We start from the raw sequence: 26167 nt of genomic DNA on the forward strand, positions 1-26167 counted from the left end.
CTATCCGCGATCTTCCGCCGTATAGATCAGTCGTCCAGGAACTATGTAGACTCAGAAACTCTTACAACGCGAAACCTGTTCCGCGTAGCCATATTCGGCCACGAGCAGACCTGGTGCCTCGGATTGCCGACGGCCAGTCAGCACGGTATGTTCCGTGCGGTAAAAAGAAGACCTTGAGTTGGTTCTCGGCGGGTTGATCCAGACAGCTCCAAGACAGCCACCATTCGGGGACCATGCGCGAAGTGGAGGCGACGGAAGCGGAATGGAAGCTGCACCGCGTTCCTGGCAATTCAGCCTGTCCAACATGTCGGTCACGCGCAAGGTCGGCATCGTGCTGTTGCTGCCGGTGCTGCTCGCCTCGGCCTTCGCCGGACTGCGGATCAAGGACGAGCTCGGGGTGATCTCGAAGCTCGACGCGGCTACCGAGCAGGCCCGTATCCTGCGCCCGATCCTCGAATTCAGCCAGGCCACCGAGCAACTCGCGATCGCCGCGGTCAACGCCAGGCCGGAGGACCCGATCGATACGGTCGCGGCCAAGTTCGACCAGTCGGCCATCGATCTGGAAACCGCGCTGCGGACGAAGAAGGTCGACGACAGCACCACCAAGGAACTGCCTGCCGCCATCGCGGTCGCCCGGACCATGCGCAACGGACTGCGCACCTCCTCCCCCGCGACCATCGGCGGCCAGGTCGACGAGGTCGGCACCCGCATCATCACCGCGATCTCGGTCTCCTCCTCGATCGAAGAGATCGTCATCCAGCGCTACTTCCTGCAGCTGGGCTTGATGACCAACGCCTCGCGCCTGCTCACCCAGGAGCAGATCATGTCCGCGACGGCCAGCGGCGGTAACAACCCGGCCGCGCTGGCAGGCATGCTGACCACGCTCGGCGCGGAAATGATGCTCACCTACTCCTATCCGCAGATGAGCCCGTCCTCGGCGACCAACGCGCAGGTCCTGATCGATCAGGTGCAGACGCGCATCGGCGCATTGAGCCAGAGCCCGAACAGCCTGGGCAGCAACGCGGTGATCACCGATTCGCTGCGCACCAGTTCCGAGGCCTACCGCCAGGCGACCACCGTGCTGCTGAACACGATCGACGACAAGCTCGCCGACCGGACCATCGAACTGCGCAGCGCCGTGCTGCGCGACGTCGCGATCGTGATCACCACGCTGCTCGCCGGCCTGGCCCTCGCGCTCGGCGTCGCCCGCTCGCTGGTGGTGCCGATTCGCCGCCTGCGCCACGACGCGCTCCAGGTCGCGCACGTCGATCTGCCGAACGAGATCGAGGTGGTGCGCACCGGCGGCGCGACGCCGAAGATCACCCCGGTCGATATCCGCACCACCGAGGAGATCGGCCAGCTGGCCCGCGCGGTCGACGACATCCACCAGGCCTCGCTGCACCTGGCCGCCGAGCAGGCCCGGTTGCGGGTGCAGATCGGCAGCATGTTCGAGACGCTCTCGCGGCGCAGCCAATCGCTGGTCGAGCAGCAGCTGGCGCTCATCGAGGACCTCGAGCACGACGAGGACAACACCGAACGCCTGCAAAGCCTGTTCCGCCTCGACCACCTGGCCACCCGCATGCGCCGCAACGGCGACAACCTGCTGGTGCTGGCCGGCACGGCGCTGCGCCGCGGCCAGCTGCACCCGGTTCAGCTCTCCGACATGCTCTGGAGCGCGGTCTCGCAGGTCGAGGACTACCAGCGGGTCGAGATCGGCGCGGTCCCGGACGGCATCGTGGCCGGCGAGCCCGCCATCGACATCGAGCACCTGCTCGCCGAGCTGATCGACAACGCGCTGCGCTACTCGCCGCCGACCACGCCGGTCACGTTGTCGGTGGCGCGCGCCGTCGACGGCGGCTATCTGATCGAGATCATCGACCGCGGCCTGGGCATGTCCACCGAGGACCTGCGCGCGATCAACGACCGGCTGAGCTCCGGTGGCGAGGTCACCGTCGAAACCGCGCGCCGGATGGGTCTTTTCGTGGTCGGCCGGCTGGCGAAACGGCACACCATCACCGCCAGCCTGCGCCGCACCTCCACCACCGCGCAGCAGCCCGGCGTCACCGCGAGCGTGCACCTGCCCGGCGCGCTGGTCGCGCCGCCGCTGGACGCCACCGACCCGACCGGCAAGCCGCTGGAGCTGACCGGCGACTACGAACTGCCCGCGCAGCCGCGCAACCTGGTGCCGGTACCGAGCCTGCCGCAGCACAATTCGCCGCGGTTCGAGGTGTCCAGCAGCGGCCTGCCGCAGCGCAGGCCCGCGATCCGGGTGGCCGAGCCGCCCGGGCAGCCCGCCGTCTCGGTGCCCGGCCGGACCAACACCCCGGACACCGATTCCGATTCGCAGCCGCCGACCGAGCCGTGGTCGATCAACACCCCGACCGACGACCGCTCCCCCTTCGGGCCGCCGACGACCGGCGGCGCCAACAGCGGTCCGAGTCGTCCGGCCGACGAGGAGCGGCCGACCGGGTTCTGGGCCAAGCCCGAGGCGAAAGACCCGGAGCCGGAACTGACCGTCCCCCAGCAGCGGGTGCCGCGCGAGGCCGAACCGCCGACCGTGTCGCGCGAACCGTCGCGCACCACCTCGCGCTCCGGCCTGCCCATCCGGCGACCGGCCGCGGTGCCGGAACCCGAGCCCGCCCCGCCTCGGGCCACTGAGCCCGCGCTGGCGACCTCGTCCCGGTTGCAGCCGGTGGCCGGCGCCTCGCCGACCCCGATCTATCAACGCATGGTGTCGGAATGGCTGGTCGAGCCCGCGACCTCGCAGACCGCGGAGACCACCTGGACCTCGCCCGCCGACGTGGGCTGGTCGGCCGCCGAAGAGGCGACCCATCCGACGCCGACCGGCCGCACCAGCGGTGGACTTCCTATCCGAACGCCGGGCGCGCAACTGGTCCCCGGCGGCTTGGCGCAGGCAGACGAATCGGGAGCCCGTGATCCCGAGGAGATTCGGAACAACCTGACCAGGCATCTCAGTGGGGTCCGCAGCGGGCGGGCCAATGCGCAGTACGACGACGGAGGGCTTGCATGACAGACGCGAACAGCACCACGGATGAGAACCTGAACTGGCTGGTCGCCAGATTCACCCGGGACGTGCCCGGCGTGTCCCACGCGGTGCTGGTCTCGGCCGACGGCCTGCTCCAGGCGACCAGTCCGCACCTGCCGTCCGACCGGGCCGAGCAGCTCGCGGCCGTCACCGCCGGCCTGGCCAGTCTGTCGATGGGCGCGGCGTCTTTGTTCGACGGCGGAAAGGTGATGCAGTCGATCGTCGAGATGCAGCGTGGCTATCTGCTGGTTATGAGTGTGGGCAACGGATCTCACCTGGCGGTGCTCGCCAACAAGTCGCACGACATCGGCCGGATCGGCTACGAGATGGCGCTGTTGGTCGACCGGGTCGGCACGGTGGTCACCGCCACCGCGCGTACCGCGGTTTGAGCGGGAGATGTCCAATCCCTACGGACCTGGACCACGACCGACCACGCGCGTGCGACCGTATGCCCTGACCTCGGGGCGTACCGAGCCGGCGGTCGACCTTCCGCTGGAAGCCGTTATCGAGACCCTGTCCTACACTGCGCATCTCGACTGGCCAACCGGTGATGTCCGCACGGATATCCTTAGGCTCGGCACACATCGGCTTTCTGTTGCCGAGATCGCCGCTCACTTGGATCGTCCGCTCGGCATGATCCGGGTGATGATCGGTGACCTCGTGGTCGACGGCATTGTGCGTCTGCATTCGACACTGACTGACGAGGCGAGTTTCGACGAGCGCCGTTCTTTGATGGAGAGGACTTTGCGTGGACTCCGTGCCCTATAAGAAAATCGGGCCCGACACCAACCCCGGCCAGGCCGACGGGGACAACCGGACCGCGTCCACGAAGATCGTGGTCGCGGGTGGTTTCGGGGTAGGTAAGACAACATTTGTCGGCGCGGTGTCCGAGATCGTTCCCCTGCGGACCGAGGCCATGGTGACCCGGTTCTCCGACGGTATCGACGATCTCGCGGAGACGCCGGAGAAGGAAACCACCACGGTCGCCATGGATTTCGGCCGGATCATCCTGCCGGGCAACCTGGCGCTGTATTTGTTCGGCACCCCGGGTCAGCGGCGCTTCTGGTTCATGTGGGACGACCTGATCCGCGGCGCGATCGGCGCGGTGGTGCTGATCGACACCCGCAGGCTGGAGGACAGCTTCGCGGCGGTCGACTTCTTCGAAGCGCGGCAGCTGCCGTTCCTGGTGGCGGTCAACCGCTTCCCGAACGCGCCCCGCTTCCCGATCGCCGAACTGCGCGAGGCGCTCGCGGTGCGCGAGAGCGTGCCGATCGTCGACATCGACGCGCGCAACGCCAACGAGGTGCGCCAGTCGCTGGCCGCGGTGACCGAGTACGCCATTCAGCGCCTCGCCGCGCAGGAACGGGAACAGGCGGTACTTTGACTTACTTCTCCATGGGCTACTGGATCATCGGGTTGTCGATCGCGGTCTCGCTGGTCGGCGCGCTGGTCGGGTTCAGTTGCATCCGGCAGTCGACGAAATCGGTGACGCCGAAGTTCCGGGTGGTGTGGCAGGCGTCGGCGGCGATCTCGATCGGCGGGATCGGGGTCTGGCTACCCGTGTTCGTCTCGATGCTCGGGGTCACGGTGCCGGGCAGCCTGGTTCGCTACGACGTGTGGAGTGTCGCTGCGGCGGCGGTGATCTCGATCGTCGCGGTGTGGGCGGCGCTGGTGCTGATGGGCCGGACGCTGCACATCGCGCGCCTGATCGGCGCCGGGGTGGTGATGGGCGGCGGGTTCGGCCTGATGCACTATCTGGCCTTGGACGCCATGCACATTCAGGGTTCGATCTCCATCCAGCCGTGGCTGTTCGCCGGCGCGGTGGCGATCGCGATCGTGCTCGCGCTGGCCACCCTGTGGTTCACCCAGCCGCAACGGCCGCTGCCGCTGCTGACCGCGGCGGCGCTGGTGTTCGCCGCCGGGATCGCGGGCATGCACTACACCGATCTGGTGGGCGTGGAAGTCCATCTGGCCACGGCCAATTCGACGCCGCCGGGTGAGGACCTGTTCGGCTTCTTCGTGCCCGCGTTCGTGCTCGGCATGCTGTCGCTGGCCATCCCGATCAGCGCGATCCTGATCGCGCCGGACCGGCGCACCTCGGCGCCGGTGCGGGTGCCCGCGCCGAACTCCGCGTTCTGAGCCGCGGCGCCGGTTCGGCCCTGCCGCGGTAATCCCTCGATTTACAGTGAGAGACATGCGTTTCGGTCTGGACTACGCCGCGGCACGTCCGGGCGGCGCGGCCATCCGCGCGGCGGGTTTCGACTTCGTCGTCCGGTATCTGTCCGACGGCGGCGTCAGCTTGCCCGGCAAGTTGCTGACCCCGGCCGAGGCCGATGATCTACGCGCCAACGGGGTGTCGATCGCGGCGAACTGGGAGACCACCGCGACGCGCATGCTGGACGGTTATGGTGCCGGCGTGGTGGACGCGCGTGCGGGCCTGGCGCAGGTGCTGCGCTGCGGCGGCCGGCCGGATCGGCCGATCTATTTTTCCGCCGATTTCGATGTGACGCCGCAGGATCAGCAGCGGATCAACGCCTATCTCGATGGCGCGGCGACGGTGCTCGGCCGCGCGAATGTCGGTATCTACGGCGGGTATTGGCCGGTGAGCCGGGCCTTGGACGCGGGCAGCGCGAGCTGGGCGTGGCAGACCGACGCCTGGTCCGGCGGCAGAGTGGAAGCGCGGCGCAATCTCCATCAGACCTTGCGCCAGCAGGTCGTCGGTGGTGTGGTCTGCGATGTGAACGAGGCCGGGACGACCGATTTCGGTCAGTGGGATTTCTTTGCACAGGAGGACGCCGACGTGACGCCGGAGCAAGAGGCAGTGCTGCGCGATATCCAGATCCAGCTGCGCGGACCCGGCCTCGCCGGTTGGCCGCAGCTGGGTGACGCGAACGGGCCGGCGCGCACGCTGGTGGACGGTGTGGCGGCGGCGCTGGCCCGGATCGGCGAGCTGGAGGGCGAGGTCGGTGAGTTGCGCACCGAGATCAGCGAATTGGAGGCGACGACGGCCGACCTGGCGGCGCAGGTGCAGCGGCTGAGCAACCGGCATTGGCCGTGGCCGTTGTCGTTGATCGAGGGGCCGGCGGCGTTGGTGGGTGAGCAGTTGGCGCGACTCGAGGCACTTTTGCCCGACTTGCCCGGTTTGCCGGGTCAGGGTGCGGGTACGCAGCACACATCCAGTAGTTCTGCCGTGGATTCACGTTCTGCGGGGTGAGATCGGCGGGTGCGGTGAGTGGTTTCGCACGGGCGGCGAAGAGGTGCCGCGGCCGGGATTTTGGCGATGAGCGGGTTCTCCCGGGAACCGGAAGAACCCGCCCTCTCGCACGAGGATACTGACGTCAGGACACGTTCGCATCACTTCGCGGAGACTTTTCCGACCACCAAAAACCAACCAACAGTAGGTATTTCGCCCCGTAGTTATCGGGGCGCAATCGCATCGAGCACGAGGTCGCAACGTCGCCCTGACCAGGGCGGTTGCCAATCAATTGCCACCCGGGCCGGTGTCGCGGAAAAGTTATTCATCAACCCGCCAGGACGGGCCGATCCGGTCGACCGGCGCGTTCGCCACCCACGACAGCACCGTGCGAGTTATCGTCGGCTGGCACATGGCGCTCGCGCCGCACATTCAGGTTCGTTCGAAGGAGTTCGCATGGCCGTCAACGTGGTGCTCGACAAGGCTCTCGACAAGGCGTACGAGAACAAGTCGCTGAACGAAATCCTCTCCGCTCCGCCCTCGGCCCTCGCCGGTCTCACCGAGGCGCACGACAAGCAGCTGCTGGACGCGCTCAAGATCAAGACGATCGCCGATCTGGCCAACAACAAGTACTTCCGGCTCGCCGCGACGCTCGCGGACCTCGCCGCCAAGGAAGGCTGAGCCGAATCCTCGACGGCGGGCCCGCGGAATCGTCCGCGGGCCCGCCGTCGTTTCTCACCGGGCAGAGCCGATCGAGGTCTCCGATCAAAGCCGATCGAGGTCGATCAGTCCGCGCCGCACCGCCGCGACCAGCCGCCGCGGCACCTTGTGCACCACGCCCGCGACCGTCACCGGCACCAGATCCGGCGGCGTCGCCTTCCACTGCGCCCGCCGGCTGCGGGTGTTCGACCGCGACATCTTCCGCTTCGGGACGGCCATCTCAGCCCTCCCCGCGGCGCGGGCGCTTGCCGTACTTGCGCTCGAACTTCTCCACCCGGCCCTGGCTGTCCAGCACGCGATGCGCGCCGGTCCAGAACGGGTGCGAGTCGGACGTCACGTCGACCACCACCAGCGGGTAGGTGTTGCCGTCCGGCCACTGCACGGTGCGCGCGCTGGTCACGGTCGACCGGGTGAGGAACTGCTTGCCGGTGCCCGCGTCCTCGAACACCACCGGGTGGTAGTCCGGATGGATTCCTGTCTTCATTTCGCTTCTCCTCTCGGGCTTTTCACGTCTTCGACGGGTAACGCGGCATCGGCGCTCTCGCATGGATCGGCATGCCAGGCGCCGAACGGGTCCTCCCACAGGGCAACTCGCTCGGGCGCGCGTTCGACCAGGCGCAGTTCGTCGTCCTCGACCAGCGCCCAGTGCAGCGCCTCGCGGATCTCGTTGGGGTCGGCGTCGTGCACCAGGATCACCAGCGAGATGTCGCGATCACCGAACTGGTCGTCCCAGCGCAGTGCGGCCATCGCCCGCCGATCCGGATCCGCCTGCGCCAGTTCGGTTTCCGACATCGCGGCCAGCCAGCGTCCCGCGCTGCCGACGCGCAGGCCGCCGCCCGCGGACTCCAGCCAGGCCACCTCCTCGGGTTGAGTGGCGAGCCACATCCGGCCGCGCGCGGTCACCACGCCGTCGAAGAGCACGTCGAGCGCCTCGTGCAGCCGGCCGGGATGGAACGGCCTGCTCGCGGCGAATTCCAGCAGAGTGACGCCGTAATCGCTGCTGAGCGGCGGCTGTCCGCGCAGCAGCGGCGCGTGTGCGTCGAATACCTTGCCGCGGCGGGAGTTTGCCGGGATCTTGGCCAGCAGCGCCTCGATACGGGCCGCGGTGAGCAGGTGTGGATCGTCCACCCAGTCCACCGGTGCGTCCGGGACCAGCCGGGTCAGCACCGCGCCCAGCCTGCCGCGATCGACGTCACCGCCGGGCGCCACCGCACCCAAAGCGATTACGGCATCGGCGAATTCGACCTGGCCGACGGCCACCTGCGCGACCGTGCGCTCGTCGTCGGCCTTGGCGAGGCCGCGCTCGGCGAGGGTCTCCTCGCCGGTGGCGTCGGCGAGCCAGGCGTCGGCATCGAGGAAGGTCAGTACCGCCTCGATGCGCACATCGCGCCCGGCCGGTCCATCGACCCGGCCCAGAATCCCTTCCACCACAACATGTTCGATGGCGTGGCAGACCGCCTCGGCCTCGAACGCCGGATCCAGCGCCAGCACGATGCGCTGCACCGAATCCCGCGCCGCGAGCGTGCGCAGCAGCGGCAGCAGGTCGATGCGCAGCGTGCAGGAGACGCAGCCGTGCGCGAGCTCGAGCACGTCCGAGGTCTCGTAGGTCGCGCTGCGCACCGTGCGGTGCACGATGCCCTCGCGCAGCTGACCGAGATCGTGATGGACGACGACGGTGCCGGGCGCGTCATTACCCAGCGCGGTCGCCGCGTGGCCTGCGCCCACCGCGGCCGGCCCGGCGAATCCGGCGAGCACCACGACCGGTGTTCGCCGGTCGATCTCAGGTGCGAGCACTGACAGCACCCCTTTCGATAACGATTTTCATTTGCGTCGAGGCAACGGTACATTGTCGATCAGCCGTTGTCGAAAATGATTGTCATCTACCGGAGGGAGCCCGCATGTCGGCCCACTGCCAGGTCACCGGGCGCAAGCCCGGGTTCGGCAAGTCCGTCTCGCACTCACACAAGCGCACGAATCGGCGCTGGGACCCCAATATCCAGCGCAAGACCTACTTCCTGCCCAGCGAGGGCCGGCGGATCACGCTGACCGTCTCGGCCAAGGGCATCAAGACCATCGACCGGGACGGGATCGAGGCCGTGGTGGCCCGGATCAGAGCCCGCGGCGACAAGATCTGACCAGGAGAAAACCATGGCATCGAAATCGACCGAGCTCCGGCCGATCGTCAAGCTCAAGTCCACCGCGGGCACCGGGTACACGTACGTGACCAGGAAGAATCGCCGCAACGATCCGGACCGGATGGTGCTGCGCAAGTTCGACCCGGTGGTGCGCAAGCACGTCGACTTCCGCGAGGAGCGCTGAGGTGGCGAAGAAGTCGAAGATCGCCCGCAACGCTCAACGCGCGGCCGTCGTCGCCCGCTACGCCGAGCGCCGGGCCGACTGAAAGAACTCATCCGCAAGCCGGGCACACCGGCGGCCGTGCGCGCCGACGCCCACGCTGAGCTGCGACGACAGCCGCGGGACGCCAGTCCGGTACGATTGCGCAATCGGGACGCCGCCGACGGACGACCGCGCGGTCACCTCCGGAAGTTCGGATTGTCCCGTGTGCGTGTGCGCGAGATGGCGCACCGGGGCGAGTTGCCCGGTGTGCGCAAATCGAGCTGGTAGACAACCACCGTTCTCGTACGAAGGATCCGTATATGGCAGTCAAGCGAGCACCGTCGAAGAAGGTACGCGCCGAACAGGCCCGCCGTCCGAAGAAGAACCCGCTCATTGCCGCAGGCATCGAGAAGGTCGACTACAAGGACGTGAACCTGCTGCGCACGTTCATCTCCGACCGCGGCAAGATTCGCAGCCGCCGGGTCACCGGGCTCACGCCGCAGCAGCAACGCCAGGTCGCCGTCGCGGTGAAGAACGCCCGCGAGATGGCGCTGCTCCCCTTCACCAGCCGGTAAGCACACCCCCGAACGAACACGTGGGACCCCGCATGTTGCCGGGGTCCCACGTTTTGTCTTGCGCCGCAATAAATTACGGGATGGTCAGCACCTGGCCGGGGTTGATCAGGTCCGGGTTGTCGATGCCGCTCGCGTTGGCGATCTCCTGGTAGCGGTTGCCGTCACCGTAGAAGCGCTCGGCGATCGCCCACAGGGTGTCACCCGGCTCGACCGTGTAGGTGCGCACCTCGGGGGCCGGCGGCGGAACCTCTTCGGCGGCAGGCGCCGCCTCGGCGACCGGCTCCGGCTCCGGGGCCGAGAGCGGGTTGTCCGACTTGGTGTTCGAGGCCCACAGCGCGCTGCCGTCCTTGCCGTACAGCACCACGTTGCGGTCGGCCTGCACGACCAGCCGGTCCGCGTCCTTGCCGTTGGTCTCGGTGGACCAGGCGGCCGCGTCGCCCTTGTACACCACGAAGTTTCCGTCGTCCTGCAGCACGGCGCGGTCGACACTCTGACCGTGAGTCAGGGTGGACCACACCACATTTCCGTCCGGCTCGGACAACACCAGGTTGCCGTCGTCCTGCAAAGTAAGGGTGTAAGCACCACCCTGCAGGGACTGACCCAGTCCGAGTTCTTCACCAACGCGCAGTGTGTCGCCCACGGTTCTTCCTTTCGAAGGTTCTGAAGAGCATCCGACAATCGACACGCACCGAAGACACAGGCGCGCGTCTAGGCCCCGAAGATACTGGTCTGGAGGCGGTTACGGAGGTATTACGCGCATGGTTCGCCGAAAGTTCACTGTGGGGTGTGTCCTATTGCCGTGTCATGTTCGATGTGAGATAGCCCCCGGCATTGCCCACTAGGGTGGTCGGCATGAGTCGGATGTCGGGCGGACGTACCGCCGCAGCTGTTGCCATAGTGCTCGGGTGCCTCGCCGCTACAGCGTGTAGCGGAGCGGATGATGCTGCGCCGCAACCGAAGACCAGCACGACCAGCAGCGCGGCGCCGAGCACGCCGACCGAGGACACCGGCGGCAATCGCGGGCGGGAGTTCACCGCCGACCCGACCATCGTGAGCCCGCGCCCGATGCCGTTCAGCTCATGGACGCGGCTGGCAGACGACCGGATCGCGGTCAACTTCCAGACCGGCACGCCCGAATGCTACGGCGTGGACGCCACTGTGCGCGAGACGGATTCGACCGTCACCGTCGAGCTGCGTTCCGGCACCCGAGCCGACGCGGTGGGCCGGATGTGCACCATGAACGCGGTGTTCGGCTCGCTCGAACTGCCGCTGAAGTCATCTTTGGGCAACCGGCCGGTGCTCAGCGCGGTGTAGGCCGCGACCACGCTACACCGGAGGTTCGCCGACAGCGTCGGCCAGTGCCGCGAATTCGAGATAGCTACCGGCTTGCGGTGAACCCCAGGTCTGCTGTGCGGTCACCCGCAGCGGCATGGTGATCGAGGCGGCGATCCGGTCCGGGGTCTGCACGGTCGGGTCGTCGCACCAGACGAACAAACCCGAGCCGAGGTTGTGCGTGTTCTGGTCCGGGGTCAGGCGGGTGCCGTCGACGAACAGTGCCGGATCCCAGATCTGATAGGCGACGGGCGGCGGCACGTTGCCTGCCGAGGTCGGGCCGCCTGCCACGTAATAGGCCGGGGTGAACGACGCGTTGCGGAGTTCGTGGCCCGAGGCGATGAGATCGGCTGGGCTGCGGGCATTTCCGAAGAACGGCAGGGGCAGTTGCGGGACGCCCGCCCGGCTCCAGTAATCGATGACGATATCTCGGCCGAGGGCGAGCGTGCCCGCGCCGGTGTGCAGTCCGTCATTCCAGATACGCGGGCGTTTGCCGTGCGCGCGGACGATGTCGGCGCCCCAGTTGATCAGGCCGAGGAAGGCGTCGACCGGCTGGGCTTGCGGCCCATAGACGGCGCGCGCGTACTCGCCGATCTGCGGGTACTCGTCGAAGCTCGCGACCCGGATGCCGTCGAGCAGGAACTCGTCGGCGCCGAGATGCCAGTAGGGGCCGGGAAACAGCGGCAGGAACTCGTCGAGGATGTCGCGCATCAGGTCGTAGGCGCGCGGGTTCGCGATATCGATGGCGGCGTCGGACACCCGCCCGCTCGCGCTGCGCAGCTTCAGATCGGGATGCGCGGCCAAGATGCCGTTCATGTGGCCCGGAAAGTCCACCTCGGGCAGGATCTCGACCTGATACCCGGCCGCGTACTCGATCAGGTCGCGGATGTCTTGTTTCGAATAGTGCTGTGCCGCCGTTATTTCCGGGTGCCGTTCGCTCTCGAGCCGGAAACCGAAGGTGTCCGAGAGGTGCAGGTGCAGCAGGTTCAGTTTGAGGTAGCCCATGCGGCGGATCTGCGCGCGCAGCAGTTCGACCGGCATGAACTCGCGGCCGACGTCGAGCATGAGACCGCGTTCGCGGTACTGCGGCCAATCCGTCGCGGTGCCACCGGGTATCACGGTCCGTTGCTGCAGGAGTTGCAGTGCCGATCGGGTGGCGTAGAACGCGCCCGCGATGCCATTGCCACGCAGGTCCAGGGTTTCGCCGATCGAAATCTGATATGCCTCAGGAGTTTCCGGAGTTCCCGGCACGGTGCCGGTACTGAGCACTATGTCGCCGGGGCCGCCGGACGAACCCGCCTGCACGACAACGTCATTACCGGTCACCGCACGCAGCGCCGAAGCGAAATCCGCAGCGGTGCTGCTCAATCCGTCCTCGTACAACACCCGCGCATGCGTCCCGAGCGAGAACCCCACCCCACCCGGACTCCACGCCTTCAACGAAGGAACAGTCTGCGGCACCACAGGCTCCGCCTGCGCCGCCTGCTGCCCACCGACCGACACTGCCACGGCGGCAACCAGCACCACCACACCGACAGCCACCGCACGAATCGACATGCGGCCACTGTACGAAACCAACCCCACCGCCACACGCATTCGCCACACACCCGCAGCCGCACCACTTCTGATTTCCCGCACCGAAAATCGCAGGCAATTCTCGGTGCGGGAAATCAGATGTGGTGCGGGAACGGCGAACGCCACGCCTGCGTAGCGGGCGTGGCGTTCGGGTGGGGCCGTGTTAGTGGGCGAAGTGGCGGGAGCCGGTGAGGTAGAGGGTTACGCCGGCTTCGCGAGCCAGGTCGATGGTTTCCTGGTCGCGGACCGAGCCGCCGGGCTGGACGATCGCGCGGACGCCGGCCTGGATGAGCTGCTGGGGACCGTCTGGGAACGGGAAGAACGCGTCCGAGGCCGCGACCGAGCCCTTGGCTCGATCACCGGCGCGCTGCACGGCGAGCTGCACCGCGTCCACCCGGTTGACCTGGCCCATGCCGACGCCGACCGAGGCGCCGTCGTGCGCGAGCAGGATCGCGTTGGACTTCACCGCCCGGCAAGCGCGCCAAGCGAATTCGAGATCGGCGAGGGTCTCGGCATCGGCCGCGGTGCCGGTGGCCAGCGTCCAGTTGGCCGGATCGTCGCCGGCGGCATCGAGGATGTCGCGCTGCTGCAGCAGCGCGCCGCCGCTGATCGGACGCAGCTCGGCGCCCGCGCGCCGCGGCGGCTCGGCGATCAGGATGCGCACATTCTTCTTGCGCTGCAACACTTCCACCGCACCATCGGCGAACGCCGGGGCGACGATCACCTCGGTGAAGATCTCCGCGACCTGTTCGGCCAGCTCCACGGTGACCTCACGATTGGCCGCGATCACGCCGCCGAACGCGCTCACCGGATCGCAGGCGTGCGCCTTGCGGTGTGCCTCGGCGATGTCGGCGCCGATCGCGATGCCGCAGGGGTTGGCGTGCTTGATGATCGCGACGGTCGGCGCGGTGTGGTCGTAGGCGGCCCGCCAGGCGGCGTCGGCATCGGTGTAGTTGTTGTACGACATTTCCTTGCCGTGCAACTGCCGGGCCTGCGCGAGGCCGAGACTGCCGTCGTTGTTGGTGTACAGCGCGGCCGCCTGATGCGGGTTCTCGCCGTACCGCAGCACCGCGGAACGCTCCCAGGTACCGCCGAGCCAGGCCGGGAACTGCACGCCGCTCTCCTCGGCCGGCGCCGCCACACCGGGCGCGAGCACCGACGTCATCCAGCTCGCGACCGCTACGTCATAACTCGCGGTGTGCTGGAAAGCCTTGGCCGCCAACGCCGTCCGCTCGGCCAGGGTGAAGCCGCCGGACTTCACCGCGCCCAGCACCTCGTCGTAGTCGCCGCTGTCGACGACCACCGCGACCGACGGATGGTTCTTCGCCGCGGCCCGCACCATGGACGGCCCGCCGATGTCGATCTGCTCGACGCACTCGTCCGGGCTCGCGCCGCTGGCCACGGTCTCGGTGAACGGGTACAGGTTCACCACCACCAGCTGGAACGCCTCGACACCCAGCTCGACCAGCTGGTCGAGGTGCTGCTGCTTGCGCGTGTCCGCGAGGATGCCCGCGTGCACCCGCGGGTGCAGCGTCTTCACCCGCCCCTCGAGGGTCTCCGGGAAACCGGTGAGGTCTTCGACCTTGGTCACCGGGATGCCCGCCTCGGCGATCTTGCCCGCGGTCGAACCGGTCGAGACCAGCTCGATGCCCGCGGCGTGCAGACCGGTCGCGAGCTCGATGAGCCCCGTCTTGTCGTACACGCTCACCAGCGCGCGCTTGATGTCCTTGCGGTCACTCACCGGATAACTCGCTCATCTGGGATAACTGCCTTTCGTCCGTCGGAAACAATGCCCCGCGTGGCGACGGCGGCGACCACCTCCGCGAGCAGCCGCCGTTCCACCGCCTTGATGCGTTCGTGCAGGCCGGCCTCGTCGTCGTCGGGCAGCACCGGCACCGCCTCCTGCGCGAGAATCGGCCCGGTGTCGACGCCCGCGTCGACCAGGTGCACGGTCGAGCCGGTGACCCGCACCCCGTAGGCGAGCGCGTCGCGCACCCCGTGCGCGCCGGGAAAGGCGGGCAGCAGCGCGGGGTGGGTGTTGATGATCCGGCCGCCGAACCGGTCGAGGAACGCGGGGCCGAGGATCTTCATGAACCCGGCGGAGACCACGAGATCGGGTGCGAAGCCGGCGACCGCGTCGGTCAGCGCGGCATCCCAGGCGGCCCGATCGGGAAAGTCGTTCAGCGCCACCTTGAAGTGCGCGACGCCCGCGGCGTCCGCGTGCCCGGTGGCCGCGCAGTTCCGGTCGACGCCGACGGCGACGATCTTCGCCGGGAAGCCGTCGCCGGCCGCCGCGTCGAGCAGCGCGCGCAACAGTGAGCCGGTGCCCGAGGCGAGCACGACCACGGTCGCCGGGGCCGCGGCGGGGGTCCACGAGGGCGACGGGGCGTCGGCGGACGACGAAGCCGGCGGGGTGGGCAAGCTCAGGGCTCTACTCCTGCGAGTCGATCGGATGGCGGACGGAAGAGCTCCGCCGGGTTAGAGCCTAACGACCGTCGACCCGGTCACTTTCCGGCAGGTCCGCCTCGACCACCTCGGCATCGACGATGTCGGGTGTGGTAGTCGGGTGGGCCGCGCGCACGGTGACGATCGAGGTCTGTTCCTCCACGAGTTCGCCGTCCAGCGCGACTTCCAGGTCCGGGCCGTCGTAGTCGGCGTAGTCGTCCTCGAAGTAGTCGCGGTTGTCCGCGTAATCGTCGTCGGCGTAGTAGTCGTCGTCCGCGTAATCGTCGTCGTAGTAGTTGTCTTCGTCGTACGGATCGGCGTAGTCGCCGGGCGGCGCGCCGACCGGGACGAGGAACCAGCGCGCGAACGCGAGACCGGCGTAACCGGGGACGGCCAGCCAGACGAAGGTGAGCAGCAGGAAGATCGGCAGGTCGAGCCCGATCCGCCCGAACGTGCCCAGGTCACCGCCCGCGATCACGGCGAGCAGCGACAGCCCGGCGGCCGCCAGACCGGCCGAGCACAGCGTCGCCCAGGGCGCGCCGATCCGGTCGGTCGAGCCGCGCGCCAGGTCGAGTCCGCCCAGCACGCCGATCGCGGCCGGGACCAGCAGCAGCACCGGCCACCAGCCCGCGGCCGGTCCGGTCGGCACCGCGGCCAGCAGCGGCACGGCCGGAATCGGCCCGCCGACAACGGAAAACACGCCGAACGACGCGACCCCGATCTGCGCGCTGGAACCGACCAGCACGCCCACCGCCAACACCACGAGATTCGGCAGGTAGGCCAGCGAGAGCAGGGTCAGTCCGATCACCCCGGCGGCGTTGCCCCCGCTGTGGTATGTGTCGCCGATCCTAGGGATGTGCAACAGGAATGAGAGCACGATGAGCGCGGTGGCGCAGCCGAGCAGGCGCAGCATCGCCCGGCCCGCGGCGTACATGCCGGAGATCGCCCACTCGGGCAGGCGCAGCAGCTCGAACACCTCGCGCCGGGTCCTGGTCGCGATACCGCCGAGGGCCGCGAGCAGATACAGCCCGGCCACCCAGGCGAACGCGGCGAGCGTGTTCGGCGGTTGCAGCGCGACGACGCCGGACGCGTCCTCGGCGACCGCGAGGCAGATGGCCGTGATCAGCAGCGGACCGGCCAGCGCGGCGCCGACGATCCAGCCGAGATCGGCGCGCGTGCAATCGGGTTCGACGGCGCGGGCGCATTCCCGGCCGGCCAGCCAGACCAGCAGCGCGGTGGGCAGCAGCGGGAGCAGGCCGAGCGAGGTCTTGCCGATCACCAGCGGAACCTGGTGCGCGCCAAGCCATCCCGCGGCGATCGCGCCGGAGGTGCCGGCCAGGTTGCTGCCCGAGGTGAGCAGCGTCGCGAGCACGAGCACGATGATCGCGGTCAGTGCGTAGGTGGTCGGACGACCGGCGACCAGGACGAGGACCCTGGCGCGCTCCGGCGTCAACGAGAGAAACCCGGCCCCTTCGGGCTCGGGGTGCGGCTCGGGCACAGTGCGAGATCCATCTGTCCGGCGCGCGAGTGAGTTTCGAGCGGAGTTCACGACCGCGCCTCGCTGACGCTCGGCGCCGGCGTGCGCTCGGGCGCGCGGCATCCCTGACTCACTCGCTGACGCTCACTCATGACGATTCAGCGTGGCAGCTCCCCCGGCGCGAGCGGGTCAGGCGCGCCGCATGAACCGCGCCGGGGGAAGGAGAGCTACTTGTTGTCGTCGGACGGACGGAACGCCTGGGTCGCGTCGTTGGCGGGGTCGCCCGCCTGCTCGCCGCCGAACGGCTGGCCCGGCTGCGCGGGCTGCTGGCCCGGCTGCGCGTAGTTCGACGAACCGTACGGCGACTGCTGGGCCGGCTGCTGCGCGGAACCGAAGTGCTGGGTGGCGCCCTCGTCCGGACGCGGCTGCGCGGCACCCGGCGAACCGTACGGCGAAGCCTGCTGTGCCCCACCGAAAGCGGTGGTCGGCGGCTGCTGGCCGTAGGCGGGCTGCCCGTAGGCCTGGCCCTGCTGGCCGTACGCGGGCTGGCTCGGCTGGCTCTGGCCGTACGGCGAACCCTGCTGACCCGCACCGTAACCGGGCTGCTGACCGTACGGCGACTGCTGGCCGTAGGCCTGCTGACCCGGCTGTGCCTGGCCGTAGCCCGGCTGCTGACCGTAACCCTGCTGGCTCTGACCGAACGCCCCCGGTTGCTGCTGGCCATAGCCGCCGCCCTGACCGAACGCGGCCGGCGCGGCGGCCGGTCGCGGCGCGGGCGCCTTGATCAGGCCGGCCTCGAACAGCACCGCGCCCACCGCGACCACGGCCTGCGCGAAGGACAGCACCAGCAGGACGTAAGCGCCCCACTTCAGCTCGATGCCGTCGGAAAGCGTGAAGGAGTGCAGCAGCAGCGCGAGGAAGCCCGCGACCGAGGCCGCGGCGGCCGCGCCCGTCCAGCTCTGCTTGGGCAGCACCGACAGGCCGGCGAGCAGCCCGCCGAGCAGCAGGATGCCGAGCAACGCCGCGCCGCCGGCCTCGAACAGGCTCGCGGTCTCGCTACTGGCCACCCGGGCGCCGCCGAAATCGACCGCCTTGGTGCCGACGTAGGGCAGGAAACCGAGCAGGAAGTTGATCACGCCGAGCGCCGCGACACCGACCACCAGGAAGAACGGCAGCCCCTTGGCCTCGGCACCGGTCGCGCTCGCACCGGAACTGGCGCCACCCGCCGTCGAAGGTTGGCTGGATGAGGTGGAGGGCGCGGGTGTGTTGTACCCGGAGCCCCCGGACGGGTATGACATGTCGTCGTCTCCTAGGTCGAGTCATACGTGGTCTTCAACTGCTGGATCTGCACCTGACGCTACTGCACGCATCGGTCCAGGTCACCCTCAACCAGACCCTCTCAGCGCCTTATCAGCCCTTCCATACCAGGTCGCGGGGGGTTTGCCGACAGCTAGCACCTCCATTCGGAAGGGCTTTCCCCGGAATGCATTCGGCCCGGAGCCACGCGGTTGCGGGGACTCCGGGCCTGGACCGGGCGGATCAGTACCGCGGCACGATGAGCCACGAACCCGGGGCGCCCTCGCAGGTGTAGTCGGCCCATTCACCGTTCTCCATGCCGATATTGCCTTCCCGCTCGCAGGTGTAGAGCGCCTCGTACGGGCCGAGGCGACCGGGCGCCGGGTCGGCCGAGGCGACGCTGTCGGCGAGTCCGGCGCCGAGGAAGCCGAGGAAGGTGACCGCGGCGATCGCGGCGATGCGGGTGCTGGTCATCATGGTTCGTCCTTCTGTGGTGGGCGGATCAGTATCGGGGGATGAGCTGCCAGGCGCCGTAGCTGCCCACGCAGTCGTAGTCGGGCCATTCGCCGTGCTCGACGCCCTCGTTCCCGCGGGCCAGGCACTGGTACTCGTACTCGAAGGGCCCGCGGGCGCCGGGTGCGGACGGGATCGCGGAGCCGCTGTCGAACGGACCCGCGAACGCGGGAGTGCCGGTGCCGAACAGGCCCGCGACGATCAATGCGGCGGCCGTAGCGCCGCGAACGGCAGCGATGCGGGTGGAGGTCATGGTCTTCGCTTTCTGCTCTGGTGTGGTGCGTTGCGAAAACCAGACTCCAGGGCGGCCGTCTCAGCGCGGTTTCATCCGCGTCTCACGCCGGAAGGCCGGGGTCGACCAGCCGATCCGTGTAGCGCTGCCAGCCGAATCCGGCCGCGGCGAACTCGGCGCGGACCTGTTCGAGCAGCGCCCGCGCGCCCGCGTCGTCGCCCTCCGCGCGCAGCAGCGTGACCGAGATCGCGCGGGCGGCCAGCAGCGGCACGCCGCCGGGCGCGGCCGCGAAGAACTCGTCGAGCAGTTGCCTGGCCGCCGCGGTATCGCCCTGCGCGAGCAGCACATCGGCCAGGTCGATGCGGGCCAGGCCGGTCGCGTCCTCCTCGTGCGCGAGGGCGGCGCGGCAGTACGACTCGGCGGCATCGAGACTGCCCGCGGTCAATGCGGCGGCGGCGCGCGTGAGGTCGTTGAGCGGCAGGATCTGCCGATCGTCCAGGCGACGGGCGTAGCGGTCGGATTCCTCGGCGGCGGCCAGGGCCTCCTCGACCCGGCCGAGACCGAGCAGCGCCTTGGCCTGATTGCTCAGCCCGCGGGAGAGGCCGTGCTCGTCTTCGTGAGCCGCGTCGACCTTGCTGGATCGGGTGTAGGCGGCGAGGGCCTCGGCCGGGTCGCCCGAATACAGCAGTGCCGTGCCGAGTGCGTCGGCGAAGGACGAGCCCTGGGTCTCGCGCACGGCAAGCCGCTCCCCCTCGCGCAGCCGGGCGACGGCCTCCGGCAGCCTGCACCGTTCGATGTCGACGATGCCCTGGTAGTAGCGGACTGTCTGCGCGAGTTCCGGATCGTCGAGTGGGGCGGCCAATTCGCCCGCCTTGGCCAGCTGGACGGCCGCGGATTCGAGATCGCCGGTCATCAGGGTGTGAAAACCGTAGTGGCTCAAGGCCTGGGCGAGTTCATGCGCGGCGATGTCGGCCGCGTCGGTGAGCGCGGCGTAGTGCCGTTGCGCCTCGCGGAACCAGGCTCTGGCGAGCCAGGGCACGTGCATCTCCACCGCGAGCCGCAAACCATCTGTGGCTCTTGGTGTTCCGGGGGCGCGCTCCAGGGCGGCCAGGATGTTCGGCCATTCCGCGAACACCGCCGCCACCGATTCGGCCGCGGCGAAATCATCCGGCGCCCCGATCGTGCGCACCAGGTCCAGACACCACAGCAGGTGCCGAGCGCGCAGCTGCTCGATCTCGTCCGCCTCCGACAGCCGGGCCAGCGCGTAGTCCCGGACCGTCTCCAGCAACGTGAAACGTCTTGTCGCGCCGTCGGTCTGCACCGTGACGAGGTTGCGATTCACCAGATCCGCCATGGCCGGCGCGACGTCGCCGCGCTCCAGCTCGCCGTCCGGCACCACCGCCTCGGCGGCCTCCAGGGTGCACCCGCCGGCGAACACGCCGAGCCTGCGCAAGACCGCCCGCTCCCGCTCGGCGAGCAGTTCGTAACTCCAGTCGAGTGCGACCCGCAGACTGGTGTGCCGCCCGCCTGCCGCGCCGCGCGCGCCGCCGACGAGCAGCCGGACCCGGTCGTCGATCCGTTGGGCGAGTTGGGAAATCGTCAATGTTCTGGTGAGACCGGCGGCCAGCTCGATGCCCAGCGGCAGCCAGTCCACCGCCGCGCAGATCGCGACCAGCTCGTCGCGCTCCGCCGCCGTCACCAGCCCGTGCAGGCCGGCTCGTTCGATGAACAGCGCGACGCCCACACTGCGATCCAGCGGGCCGAGCGGATACACCGACTCCCCCGGCACGCCGAGCGGCTGTTGCGAGGTGACGAGAACGCTGAAACCTTCTGCGGCCGTGACCAATTCGGTGACCGGTCCGAGCAGATGCTCGGCGTTGTCGAGCACCAGCAGCGGGCGCTCGCGATCATCGCCGCCGGCGAGGGCGGCGATGATCCCGGGGAGCGGGCCGTTCGGATCGATCGAGCCGGCGGCGGCCGACCCGCCCGCTTCCAGCGCGGCGGCCACCGCGGGCAATACGTCTTCGGCCCGACCGAGCGGCGCGAGTTCGACGAGCACGGCCGGGCGGCCGGACTGCCCGATCGATCGGGCGAGTTCGGCGGCCAGGCGCGACTTTCCGCTGCCCGCGACGCCGACCACCGTGGTCAGGCCGGGCGCGGCGAGACGTGTTGTCAGCGTGGCGAATTCGCGGCCCCGGCCGACGAAGCTGGTCATCGGGGCCGACACCTGCGGCGCGGGGCGAGACTGCGGTTCCGGTTCGACCGACGCCGCCGCCGGCTTCGCCCGCTCCGCCACAACCCGCGGGACCGAGGCCCGCAACGCCGGATCGTGGTCCAGGATGCGCAGTTCCAACGCGCTGGTGTCCGGCGCGGGATCGACCCCCAATTCCTCGGACAACGCTCGCCGCAGCCGGGCCAGCCGCTCCAGCGCGTCGGCCTGGCGCCCGGTCCGATACAACGCCAACGCCAGCAGACACGACAACGGCTCATGCAACGGATGCCGCGCGACCAGCCCGGTCAGCTCGGTCACCACCTCACCGGCCGCGCCGAGTTCGAGGTTCGCCTCCAGCCCCGCGACGGTCAGCGAAAGCCGCCAATCATCGAGCCGCTCACCCTCGGCCGCCGCGAACGGAATCGTCCGCAGGTCGGCCAGCGCGTGGCCGCGCCACAGCGCGAGCGCCTCCCTGGCCGCCGCCGCGACGGCGGCGTGGTCCCCGCCGCGCCGCGCGGTATGCAACCGCTGCGCCGCCGCCTCCGCGGCCAGCAGATCCGCCGCCGACACGGTCGCCTGATAACCCGCGGGCGTCCGGCCGATGACGTCCGCCAACGGCCCGAGCGCGGCCCGCAGGCGCGACACCACCACGCGCAACCGCTGCACCGGCCGCTCGACCTCGGCCCCCCACAAATCCTCGGCCAGTCGTCCATCCGGCACCGGTACCCGGTTCGCCAAGGCCAACCGCACCAATACTGCCCGTTCCAGCGGCCGATCGACGGTCACCGCGACACCGTCGGCCCACGCCTGCACTGGACCCAACACCAGCACATCCACGCGCTAAGCATGCCCTGTCCGGTACGTCCGCGTCTCCTCGAATACCGATGCGGCCGCGGTGAACCAGACGGCGAGCCGGCTCGTATCCATAGCGGGAGACGAAATGGAGGTGTCGACCATGAGTCCGATGGAACAGTTCTGCGAGTGGTTGGTCAGGACGCTCGGCTTCTGCCCTGGCTGAGCCCGCCACCACACATGACGAAGGCCGCCTCCTCGAACCAGGGGCGGCCTTCGTTTCGACATGACGAAGGCCGCCTCCCGACTCGGAAAGCGGCCTCGGTCAATGGCGGATCAGGCGGTGACGCTTGCCTTCTCCAGGATCTCGCGAGCCAGCGCGGCGGTCTCGGACGGCGTCTTGCCGACCTTCACGCCCGCCGCCTCCAGCGCGTCCTTCTTCGCCTGGGCGGTGCCCGCCGAGCCGGAGACGATGGCGCCGGCGTGGCCCATGGTCTTGCCCTCGGGCGCGGTGAAGCCCGCGACGTAGCCGACGACCGGCTTGGTGACGTTGGCCTTGATGTAGGCCGCGGCCCGCTCCTCGGCGTCGCCGCCGATCTCGCCGATCATCACGATCAGCTTGGTCTCCGGGTCCTTCTCGAACGCCTCGATGGCGTCGATGTGGGTGGTGCCGATGACCGGGTCGCCGCCGATGCCGATGGCGGTGGAGAAGCCGAAGTCACGCAGTTCGTACATCATCTGGTAGGTCAGGGTGCCGGACTTGGAGACCAGGCCGACCGGGCCCTTGCCGGTGATGTTGGCCGGGGTGATGCCGACCAGCGCCTCGCCGGGGGTGATGATGCCGGGGCAGTTCGGGCCGATGATCCGGGTCTTGTTGCCCTTCTCCACGTTGTAGGCCCACGCGTACGCGGTGTCCTGCACCGGGATGCCCTCGGTGATGACGACGAGCAGCGGGATCTCCGCGTCGATCGCCTCGATGATGGCGTCCTTGGCGAACTTCGGCGGCACGAACGCGATGGAGACGTCGGCGCCGGTCTCCTTGATCGCCTCGGCGACGGTGCCGTAGACCGGCAGCTCGACCGCGTTGCCGTCCTTGTCGGTGTGCGCGACGGTGGTGCCCGCCTTGCGCGCGTTGACGCCACCGACGACCTGGGTGCCGGCCTTCAGCATCAGCGCGGTGTGCTTGGTGCCCTCGCCGCCGGTGATGCCCTGGACGATGACCTTCGAATCCTTGTTGAGGAAGATAGACATTTCCGGGTTCCTTACTTGGCCGCTGCCAGTTCGGCGGCCTTGTCGGCGCCTTCGTCCATTGTCTGCGCAAGCGTGATCAGCGGGTGCGCGGCATCGACGAGAATCTGGCGACCCTCGTCCACCTTGTTGCCGTCGAGACGGACGACCAGCGGCTTGTTCGCCTCGGCGCCGAGGATCTCCAGCGCCTTGACGATGCCGTTGGCGACCGCGTCACAGGCGGTGATGCCACCGAAGACGTTCACGAACACGCTCTTGACCTGCGAGTCGCCCAGGATGACGTCGAGGCCGGCGGCCATCACCTCGGCCGAGGCGCCACCGCCGATGTCGAGGAAGTTGGCCGGCTTGACGCCGTTGTGGTTCTCGCCCGCGTAGGCGACCACGTCCAGGGTCGACATGACCAGACCGGCGCCGTTGCCGATGATGCCGACCTCACCGTCGAGCTTGACGTAGTTGAGGTCGTTCTCCTTGGCCTTGAGCTCCAGCGGATCGGTCGCGTCCTTGTCCGCGAAGGCCTCGTGATCCGGGTGCCGGAACTCGGCGTTCTCGTCCAGGGTGACCTTGCCGTCGAGGGCGAGGATCTCGTCCTGCGGGGTGCGCACCAGCGGGTTGACCTCCACCAGGGTGGCGTCCTCCTTGACGAACACCTCCCACAGCTTCTGGATGGTCACGGCCGCGGCGTCGAGCACGTCGGCGGGGAGGTGGCCCTGCTCGGCGATCGAGCGGGCGAACGCGAGATCGACACCCTTGACCGCGTCCACGGCGACCTTGGCCAGGCGCTCCGGCTTGGTCGCGGCGACCTCTTCGATCTCCATGCCGCCTTCGACCGAGCACATGGCCAGGTAGGTGCGGTTGGACCGGTCGAGCAGGAAGGAGATGTAGTACTCCTCCGCGATGTCCTTGGCTTCGGCGACAAGGATCTTCTTGGTGATGTGGCCCTTGATATCCAGGCCGAGGATGTTCTGCGCGTGCGTGAACGCGTCGTCCGGGGTGGCGGCGTACTTGACGCCACCGGCCTTGCCGCGGCCACCGGCCTTGACCTGAGCCTTGACCATCACCGGCTTGCCGATTTCCTCCGCGATGGCGCGGGCGTCCTCGGCCGTGTCCGTGACGCGGCCCTCGGACGAAGGCACTCCGTGCTTAACGAAGAGCTCCTTCGCCTGATATTCGAAGAGATCCATGTACTCACCGTCTCGTCTGCGTTGTGATGACAACGTCTTTGTTGGCGGCCCGACGTCGGAAGCGGGTCGGGTCGGACTCTAATCAGTCACATGGACGGCCAATCGGCCACGTTCATCCTAAGTGGCGCAGGTCACGGGCCGATACGCGCGGGGGCAAAACCGCTGGCCAACGCTACTCATCAGTAGGTTGTCGACGCCTCACCAGGTAGGGCCTCAGAACCCACGAACACGGCCAGATCTACTACGAGGCGTCGTGGATCCGCCCGCCTCGCTTGCCCAATGCACAGATAGATATTCCGTGGTGTTACCGTGATCAATCTCACATGTTCGGACAGATGGGCCGCAGCGCTTGCGGACCCTGCAATCGTTTCGTTACCGTCATTGCGGTCGATGTCACAGCACGGTCACGACTAGGAGGACGGCAAGCTTGACGCAGCACAGCACTCCGCAGATGGAGAGCCGTTCCGCAGACGACTCGTCGACGCCGCTGATCAGCTGGCCGTTCGGCTCCGCGAACACCTTCCGCTTCACGATGTGGCACCGCCGATGAACTATCGCTCCGCCCTTGTTCCCGAACATCGCGCTCAGTCCGGACATCGTTATCGCAACGATGACGACGCGTTCGGCGCGCAGGCTTCGCACGGCCGGTCGGCCGGTCCCTCGGTGGACCGGCAACGGAACTCGCTGTACAACGCCGCGCCCGCCCGGCCGCAGGACGACTACAGCGCCGCGCCGCACGCCGATTACGGCACCCCCGCGCCGCAGGACGACTACAACTTCCACGCCGGTTCCGGCTACGGCGACTCCTGGTCGGCGCAGGACTCGTGGGCCGCCCCGCAGGACTCCTGGTCCGACGGCGGCGCCTGGAACGCCGGTGAGGCCTGGAACGAGCCCGAATATCAGGCGCAGAACACCTATCAGGCGCAGGACACCGGCTGCTGGGCACCGGAAGAGTCCTGGGCGCCCGACATCGAGGCGGAACGCCCGGCCACCCCCACCGTCATTCCCGGCCGGCGCACCGCTAAACGCGGTGGCGCACACCGGCTTCCCGCCCCGCCGGCCGCCCTCAAGGGCCGCGCCGCGGTCGCCGCGGTCGCCGCCGGTGCGGTGGTCGCCGCCGGACAGGCCGCGTTCGCCTCGCCCGAGCAGCCGTCGCAGGCCGTCGACTACGAGGCCGCCGGGCAGATCCACGAGATCGCCGCGCAGTCCGTCAGCGTGGCCGATCCGAGCGCCTCGTCGGAATCGCCGCAGGTGCTCAACGTTTCGGGCGCGCTCAACCCCGGCGCCTTCAACGACATCCTGCAAAAAGGCCAGAAGTACGCCGAAGACTTGGCCGCTCAAGAAGCCGCGAAGCTGCGCCCGCTGTTCACCAAGTTCGCCGCGGGCACCTTCACCTCCGGCTACGGCGCCCGCTGGGGCGTGCAGCACCTCGGCGTCGACATCGCGGGCCCCATCGGCACCCCGATCGTCGCGGTCGCCGACGGCACCGTGATCGAGGCCGGCCCCGCCGCGGGCTTCGGTATGTGGGTCCGGCTGCTGCACGACGACGGCACCGTCACCATCTACGGCCACATCGACACCGCCACGGTGTCGCAGGGCCAGCGGGTCATGGCCGGCGACCAGATCGCCACGATCGGCAACCGCGGCTTCTCCACCGGGCCGCACTGCCACTTCGAGGTCTGGCTGAACGGCACAGACAAGATCGACCCCCTGCCCTGGCTCGCCACCCGTGGCATCAGCCTCGGCTCGCAGCGCGACTGAGTTCGTCTGCAGCCTTCCTGCGGGGAAGTTAGGCGGAATGACCTCCTGCGGCTTGTGCGCAGACGGGGTCGGGGCATCACACAAGGCAGTCGGGCTGCTGTCGGGCGTGCGGGCTTGGCTTCGCAGATCTGGTTGCTTCTTCACAGAGGAATCGGGTTGCTGCCGGGTGTGTGGCAGGTCAAGGGGCTGTGTGAACAAGCACGCCTGTAAGCGGGCACCTCGTGGCAATGTG

27 protein-coding genes and 1 pseudogene are annotated in these 26167 nt (G+C 68.9%); 13 read left to right on the forward strand and 15 right to left on the reverse strand.

Annotated elements, in window-relative coordinates; all coding sequences use genetic code 11:
- Window positions 1-262: 262 nt before the first annotated feature.
- The 7 genes from ACFYO1_RS19660 (at window position 263) to ACFYO1_RS19690 (ending at window position 6920) form a co-directional block, all read left to right on the forward strand.
- Entirely contained in the window at window positions 263-3031 is a 2769-nt protein-coding gene (locus ACFYO1_RS19660) for an ATP-binding protein (protein ID WP_387232726.1), read from the forward strand.
- Window positions 3028-3435 carry a roadblock/LC7 domain-containing protein gene (locus tag ACFYO1_RS19665; protein WP_150402036.1) on the forward strand — a complete coding sequence of 136 codons (408 nt, stop codon included), beginning with the start codon at window positions 3028-3030 and terminating at the stop codon, window positions 3433-3435. The genes ACFYO1_RS19660 and ACFYO1_RS19665 overlap by 4 nt, the downstream gene beginning before the upstream one ends.
- 7 nt (window positions 3436-3442) lie before the next feature.
- Window positions 3443-3814 carry a DUF742 domain-containing protein gene (locus tag ACFYO1_RS19670; RefSeq protein WP_107659355.1) on the forward strand — a complete coding sequence of 124 codons (372 nt, stop codon included), beginning with the start codon at window positions 3443-3445 and terminating at the stop codon, window positions 3812-3814.
- On the forward strand, window positions 3804-4430 hold the full coding sequence (locus ACFYO1_RS19675; protein WP_373283749.1) for an ATP/GTP-binding protein: 627 nt from the start codon (window positions 3804-3806) through the stop codon (window positions 4428-4430). Before ACFYO1_RS19670 ends, ACFYO1_RS19675 begins: the two co-directional genes overlap by 11 nt.
- The gene (locus ACFYO1_RS19680; RefSeq protein ID WP_387232731.1) at window positions 4427-5185 is read left to right on the forward strand and encodes an MHYT domain-containing protein; all 759 of its coding nucleotides are present in this window, start codon (window positions 4427-4429) and stop codon (window positions 5183-5185) included. Before ACFYO1_RS19675 ends, ACFYO1_RS19680 begins: the two co-directional genes overlap by 4 nt.
- Window positions 5186-5240: 55 nt before the next feature.
- Window positions 5241-6260 (forward strand): glycoside hydrolase domain-containing protein, encoded by a 1020-nt coding sequence (locus tag ACFYO1_RS19685; protein ID WP_387232734.1) that lies wholly within the window; start codon window positions 5241-5243, stop codon window positions 6258-6260.
- A gap of 435 nt (window positions 6261-6695) precedes the next feature.
- Window positions 6696-6920 carry a hypothetical protein gene (locus ACFYO1_RS19690; RefSeq protein ID WP_364723029.1) on the forward strand — a complete coding sequence of 75 codons (225 nt, stop codon included), beginning with the start codon at window positions 6696-6698 and terminating at the stop codon, window positions 6918-6920.
- Between the two features lie 84 nt (window positions 6921-7004).
- Here the strand turns inward: ACFYO1_RS19690 and rpmF are convergent, their stop codons facing one another.
- Genes rpmF through mrf form a run of 3 tightly spaced genes read right to left on the reverse strand, consistent with a single transcriptional unit; the run spans window position 7005 to window position 8753 of the window.
- Window positions 7005-7178, reverse strand: coding sequence for a 50S ribosomal protein L32 (rpmF, locus tag ACFYO1_RS19695; protein ID WP_107659359.1), 174 nt, complete (start codon window positions 7176-7178; stop codon window positions 7005-7007).
- A gap of 1 nt (window position 7179) precedes the next feature.
- Window positions 7180-7443, reverse strand: a complete 264-nt coding sequence (locus ACFYO1_RS19700; RefSeq protein ID WP_387232739.1) for a type B 50S ribosomal protein L31 — start codon at window positions 7441-7443, stop codon at window positions 7180-7182.
- Complete coding sequence (gene mrf / locus ACFYO1_RS19705) at window positions 7440-8753, reverse strand: ribosome hibernation factor-recruiting GTPase MRF (RefSeq protein ID WP_387232742.1); 1314 nt, start codon at window positions 8751-8753, stop codon at window positions 7440-7442. The genes ACFYO1_RS19700 and mrf overlap by 4 nt, the downstream gene beginning before the upstream one ends.
- 104 nt (window positions 8754-8857) lie before the next feature.
- Here mrf and rpmB point away from each other — a divergent pair, with 104 nt between their 5' ends.
- From rpmB to rpsR, 4 genes and pseudogenes are all read left to right on the forward strand, one after another.
- Entirely contained in the window at window positions 8858-9094 is a 237-nt protein-coding gene (gene rpmB, locus ACFYO1_RS19710; RefSeq protein ID WP_150402029.1) for a 50S ribosomal protein L28, read from the forward strand.
- Between the two features lie 13 nt (window positions 9095-9107).
- Window positions 9108-9278 (forward strand): 50S ribosomal protein L33, encoded by a 171-nt coding sequence (gene rpmG, locus ACFYO1_RS19715; RefSeq protein WP_150402028.1) that lies wholly within the window; start codon window positions 9108-9110, stop codon window positions 9276-9278.
- A 1-nt stretch (window position 9279) separates the two neighbouring features.
- Window positions 9280-9584: pseudogene (gene rpsN / locus ACFYO1_RS19720) on the forward strand (30S ribosomal protein S14).
- Between the two features lie 32 nt (window positions 9585-9616).
- Window positions 9617-9871, forward strand: coding sequence for a 30S ribosomal protein S18 (rpsR, locus tag ACFYO1_RS19725; protein ID WP_040738992.1), 255 nt, complete (start codon window positions 9617-9619; stop codon window positions 9869-9871).
- 73 nt (window positions 9872-9944) lie between these two features.
- Here the strand turns inward: rpsR and ACFYO1_RS19730 are convergent, their stop codons facing one another.
- Entirely contained in the window at window positions 9945-10511 is a 567-nt protein-coding gene (locus ACFYO1_RS19730) for a LysM peptidoglycan-binding domain-containing protein (protein WP_387232747.1), read from the reverse strand.
- Window positions 10512-10723: 212 nt separating this feature from the next.
- Between ACFYO1_RS19730 and ACFYO1_RS19735 the strand changes: the two genes are divergently transcribed.
- Window positions 10724-11185 carry a hypothetical protein gene (locus ACFYO1_RS19735; protein WP_387232751.1) on the forward strand — a complete coding sequence of 154 codons (462 nt, stop codon included), beginning with the start codon at window positions 10724-10726 and terminating at the stop codon, window positions 11183-11185.
- A 12-nt stretch (window positions 11186-11197) separates the two neighbouring features.
- On the opposite strand, the gene ACFYO1_RS19740 is transcribed toward ACFYO1_RS19735, so the two are convergent.
- From ACFYO1_RS19740 to ACFYO1_RS19790, 11 genes are all read right to left on the reverse strand, one after another.
- Window positions 11198-12760 (reverse strand): family 20 glycosylhydrolase, encoded by a 1563-nt coding sequence (locus ACFYO1_RS19740; RefSeq protein WP_387232754.1) that lies wholly within the window; start codon window positions 12758-12760, stop codon window positions 11198-11200.
- Between the two features lie 181 nt (window positions 12761-12941).
- Window positions 12942-14519: a bifunctional phosphoribosylaminoimidazolecarboxamide formyltransferase/IMP cyclohydrolase gene (gene purH, locus ACFYO1_RS19745; protein WP_387232756.1), complete on the reverse strand. Its 1578-nt coding sequence runs from the start codon at window positions 14517-14519 to the stop codon at window positions 12942-12944.
- Window positions 14516-15199 carry a phosphoribosylglycinamide formyltransferase gene (gene purN / locus ACFYO1_RS19750; RefSeq protein WP_387232759.1) on the reverse strand — a complete coding sequence of 228 codons (684 nt, stop codon included), beginning with the start codon at window positions 15197-15199 and terminating at the stop codon, window positions 14516-14518. The genes purH and purN overlap by 4 nt, the downstream gene beginning before the upstream one ends.
- Window positions 15200-15263: 64 nt before the next feature.
- Window positions 15264-16721: a DUF6350 family protein gene (locus tag ACFYO1_RS19755; protein ID WP_387232762.1), complete on the reverse strand. Its 1458-nt coding sequence runs from the start codon at window positions 16719-16721 to the stop codon at window positions 15264-15266.
- Window positions 16722-16927: 206 nt separating this feature from the next.
- Complete coding sequence (locus ACFYO1_RS19760; RefSeq protein ID WP_387232765.1) at window positions 16928-17998, reverse strand: DUF5336 domain-containing protein; 1071 nt, start codon at window positions 17996-17998, stop codon at window positions 16928-16930.
- Between the two features lie 241 nt (window positions 17999-18239).
- A complete protein-coding gene (locus tag ACFYO1_RS19765; protein ID WP_387232768.1) occupies window positions 18240-18473 on the reverse strand; it encodes a hypothetical protein in 234 nt (77 codons plus the stop codon).
- A gap of 25 nt (window positions 18474-18498) precedes the next feature.
- Complete coding sequence (locus ACFYO1_RS19770) at window positions 18499-18762, reverse strand: hypothetical protein (protein ID WP_387232771.1); 264 nt, start codon at window positions 18760-18762, stop codon at window positions 18499-18501.
- 82 nt (window positions 18763-18844) lie between these two features.
- On the reverse strand, window positions 18845-21790 hold the full coding sequence (locus ACFYO1_RS19775) for a BTAD domain-containing putative transcriptional regulator (protein WP_387232774.1): 2946 nt from the start codon (window positions 21788-21790) through the stop codon (window positions 18845-18847).
- Window positions 21791-22081: 291 nt separating this feature from the next.
- Window positions 22082-22996 (reverse strand): succinate--CoA ligase subunit alpha, encoded by a 915-nt coding sequence (sucD, locus tag ACFYO1_RS19780; protein WP_069161670.1) that lies wholly within the window; start codon window positions 22994-22996, stop codon window positions 22082-22084.
- An 11-nt stretch (window positions 22997-23007) separates the two neighbouring features.
- Window positions 23008-24174 carry an ADP-forming succinate--CoA ligase subunit beta gene (gene sucC / locus ACFYO1_RS19785; protein ID WP_150402017.1) on the reverse strand — a complete coding sequence of 389 codons (1167 nt, stop codon included), beginning with the start codon at window positions 24172-24174 and terminating at the stop codon, window positions 23008-23010.
- 393 nt (window positions 24175-24567) lie between these two features.
- Window positions 24568-24705 (reverse strand): hypothetical protein, encoded by a 138-nt coding sequence (locus ACFYO1_RS19790; RefSeq protein WP_387232778.1) that lies wholly within the window; start codon window positions 24703-24705, stop codon window positions 24568-24570.
- 15 nt (window positions 24706-24720) lie between these two features.
- On the opposite strand from ACFYO1_RS19790, the gene ACFYO1_RS19795 reads away from it, so the two are divergent.
- The gene (locus ACFYO1_RS19795) at window positions 24721-25935 is read left to right on the forward strand and encodes a M23 family metallopeptidase (protein ID WP_387232781.1); all 1215 of its coding nucleotides are present in this window, start codon (window positions 24721-24723) and stop codon (window positions 25933-25935) included.
- Window positions 25936-26167: the final 232 nt, after the last annotated feature.

It is taken from the genome of Nocardia sp. NPDC006044 (assembly GCF_042871115.1).
Taxonomy (GTDB): domain Bacteria; phylum Actinomycetota; class Actinomycetes; order Mycobacteriales; family Mycobacteriaceae; genus Nocardia.

What these genes read in the sequence shown, in the direction of transcription:
- ACFYO1_RS19765 (WP_387232768.1), bottom strand. Translation starts at nt 18,473, where the DNA reads ATGATGACCAGCACCCGCATCGCCGCGATCGCCGCGGTCACCTTCCTC.
- ACFYO1_RS19735 (WP_387232751.1), top strand. Translation starts at nt 10,724, where the DNA reads ATGAGTCGGATGTCGGGCGGACGTACCGCCGCAGCTGTTGCCATAGTG.
- ACFYO1_RS19795 (WP_387232781.1), top strand. Translation starts at nt 24,721, where the DNA reads ATGAACTATCGCTCCGCCCTTGTTCCCGAACATCGCGCTCAGTCCGGA.
- sucD (WP_069161670.1), bottom strand. Translation starts at nt 22,996, where the DNA reads ATGTCTATCTTCCTCAACAAGGATTCGAAGGTCATCGTCCAGGGCATC.
- ACFYO1_RS19685 (WP_387232734.1), top strand. Translation starts at nt 5,241, where the DNA reads ATGCGTTTCGGTCTGGACTACGCCGCGGCACGTCCGGGCGGCGCGGCC.
- rpmF (WP_107659359.1), bottom strand. Translation starts at nt 7,178, where the DNA reads ATGGCCGTCCCGAAGCGGAAGATGTCGCGGTCGAACACCCGCAGCCGG.
- ACFYO1_RS19690 (WP_364723029.1), top strand. Translation starts at nt 6,696, where the DNA reads ATGGCCGTCAACGTGGTGCTCGACAAGGCTCTCGACAAGGCGTACGAG.
- ACFYO1_RS19740 (WP_387232754.1), bottom strand. Translation starts at nt 12,760, where the DNA reads ATGTCGATTCGTGCGGTGGCTGTCGGTGTGGTGGTGCTGGTTGCCGCC.
- ACFYO1_RS19700 (WP_387232739.1), bottom strand. Translation starts at nt 7,443, where the DNA reads ATGAAGACAGGAATCCATCCGGACTACCACCCGGTGGTGTTCGAGGAC.
- ACFYO1_RS19660 (WP_387232726.1), top strand. Translation starts at nt 263, where the DNA reads ATGGAAGCTGCACCGCGTTCCTGGCAATTCAGCCTGTCCAACATGTCG.
- ACFYO1_RS19770 (WP_387232771.1), bottom strand. Translation starts at nt 18,762, where the DNA reads ATGACCTCCACCCGCATCGCTGCCGTTCGCGGCGCTACGGCCGCCGCA.
- rpmG (WP_150402028.1), top strand. Translation starts at nt 9,108, where the DNA reads ATGGCATCGAAATCGACCGAGCTCCGGCCGATCGTCAAGCTCAAGTCC.
- ACFYO1_RS19665 (WP_150402036.1), top strand. Translation starts at nt 3,028, where the DNA reads ATGACAGACGCGAACAGCACCACGGATGAGAACCTGAACTGGCTGGTC.
- sucC (WP_150402017.1), bottom strand. Translation starts at nt 24,174, where the DNA reads ATGGATCTCTTCGAATATCAGGCGAAGGAGCTCTTCGTTAAGCACGGA.
- rpsR (WP_040738992.1), top strand. Translation starts at nt 9,617, where the DNA reads ATGGCAGTCAAGCGAGCACCGTCGAAGAAGGTACGCGCCGAACAGGCC.
- ACFYO1_RS19670 (WP_107659355.1), top strand. Translation starts at nt 3,443, where the DNA reads ATGTCCAATCCCTACGGACCTGGACCACGACCGACCACGCGCGTGCGA.
- ACFYO1_RS19760 (WP_387232765.1), bottom strand. Translation starts at nt 17,998, where the DNA reads ATGTCATACCCGTCCGGGGGCTCCGGGTACAACACACCCGCGCCCTCC.
- rpmB (WP_150402029.1), top strand. Translation starts at nt 8,858, where the DNA reads ATGTCGGCCCACTGCCAGGTCACCGGGCGCAAGCCCGGGTTCGGCAAG.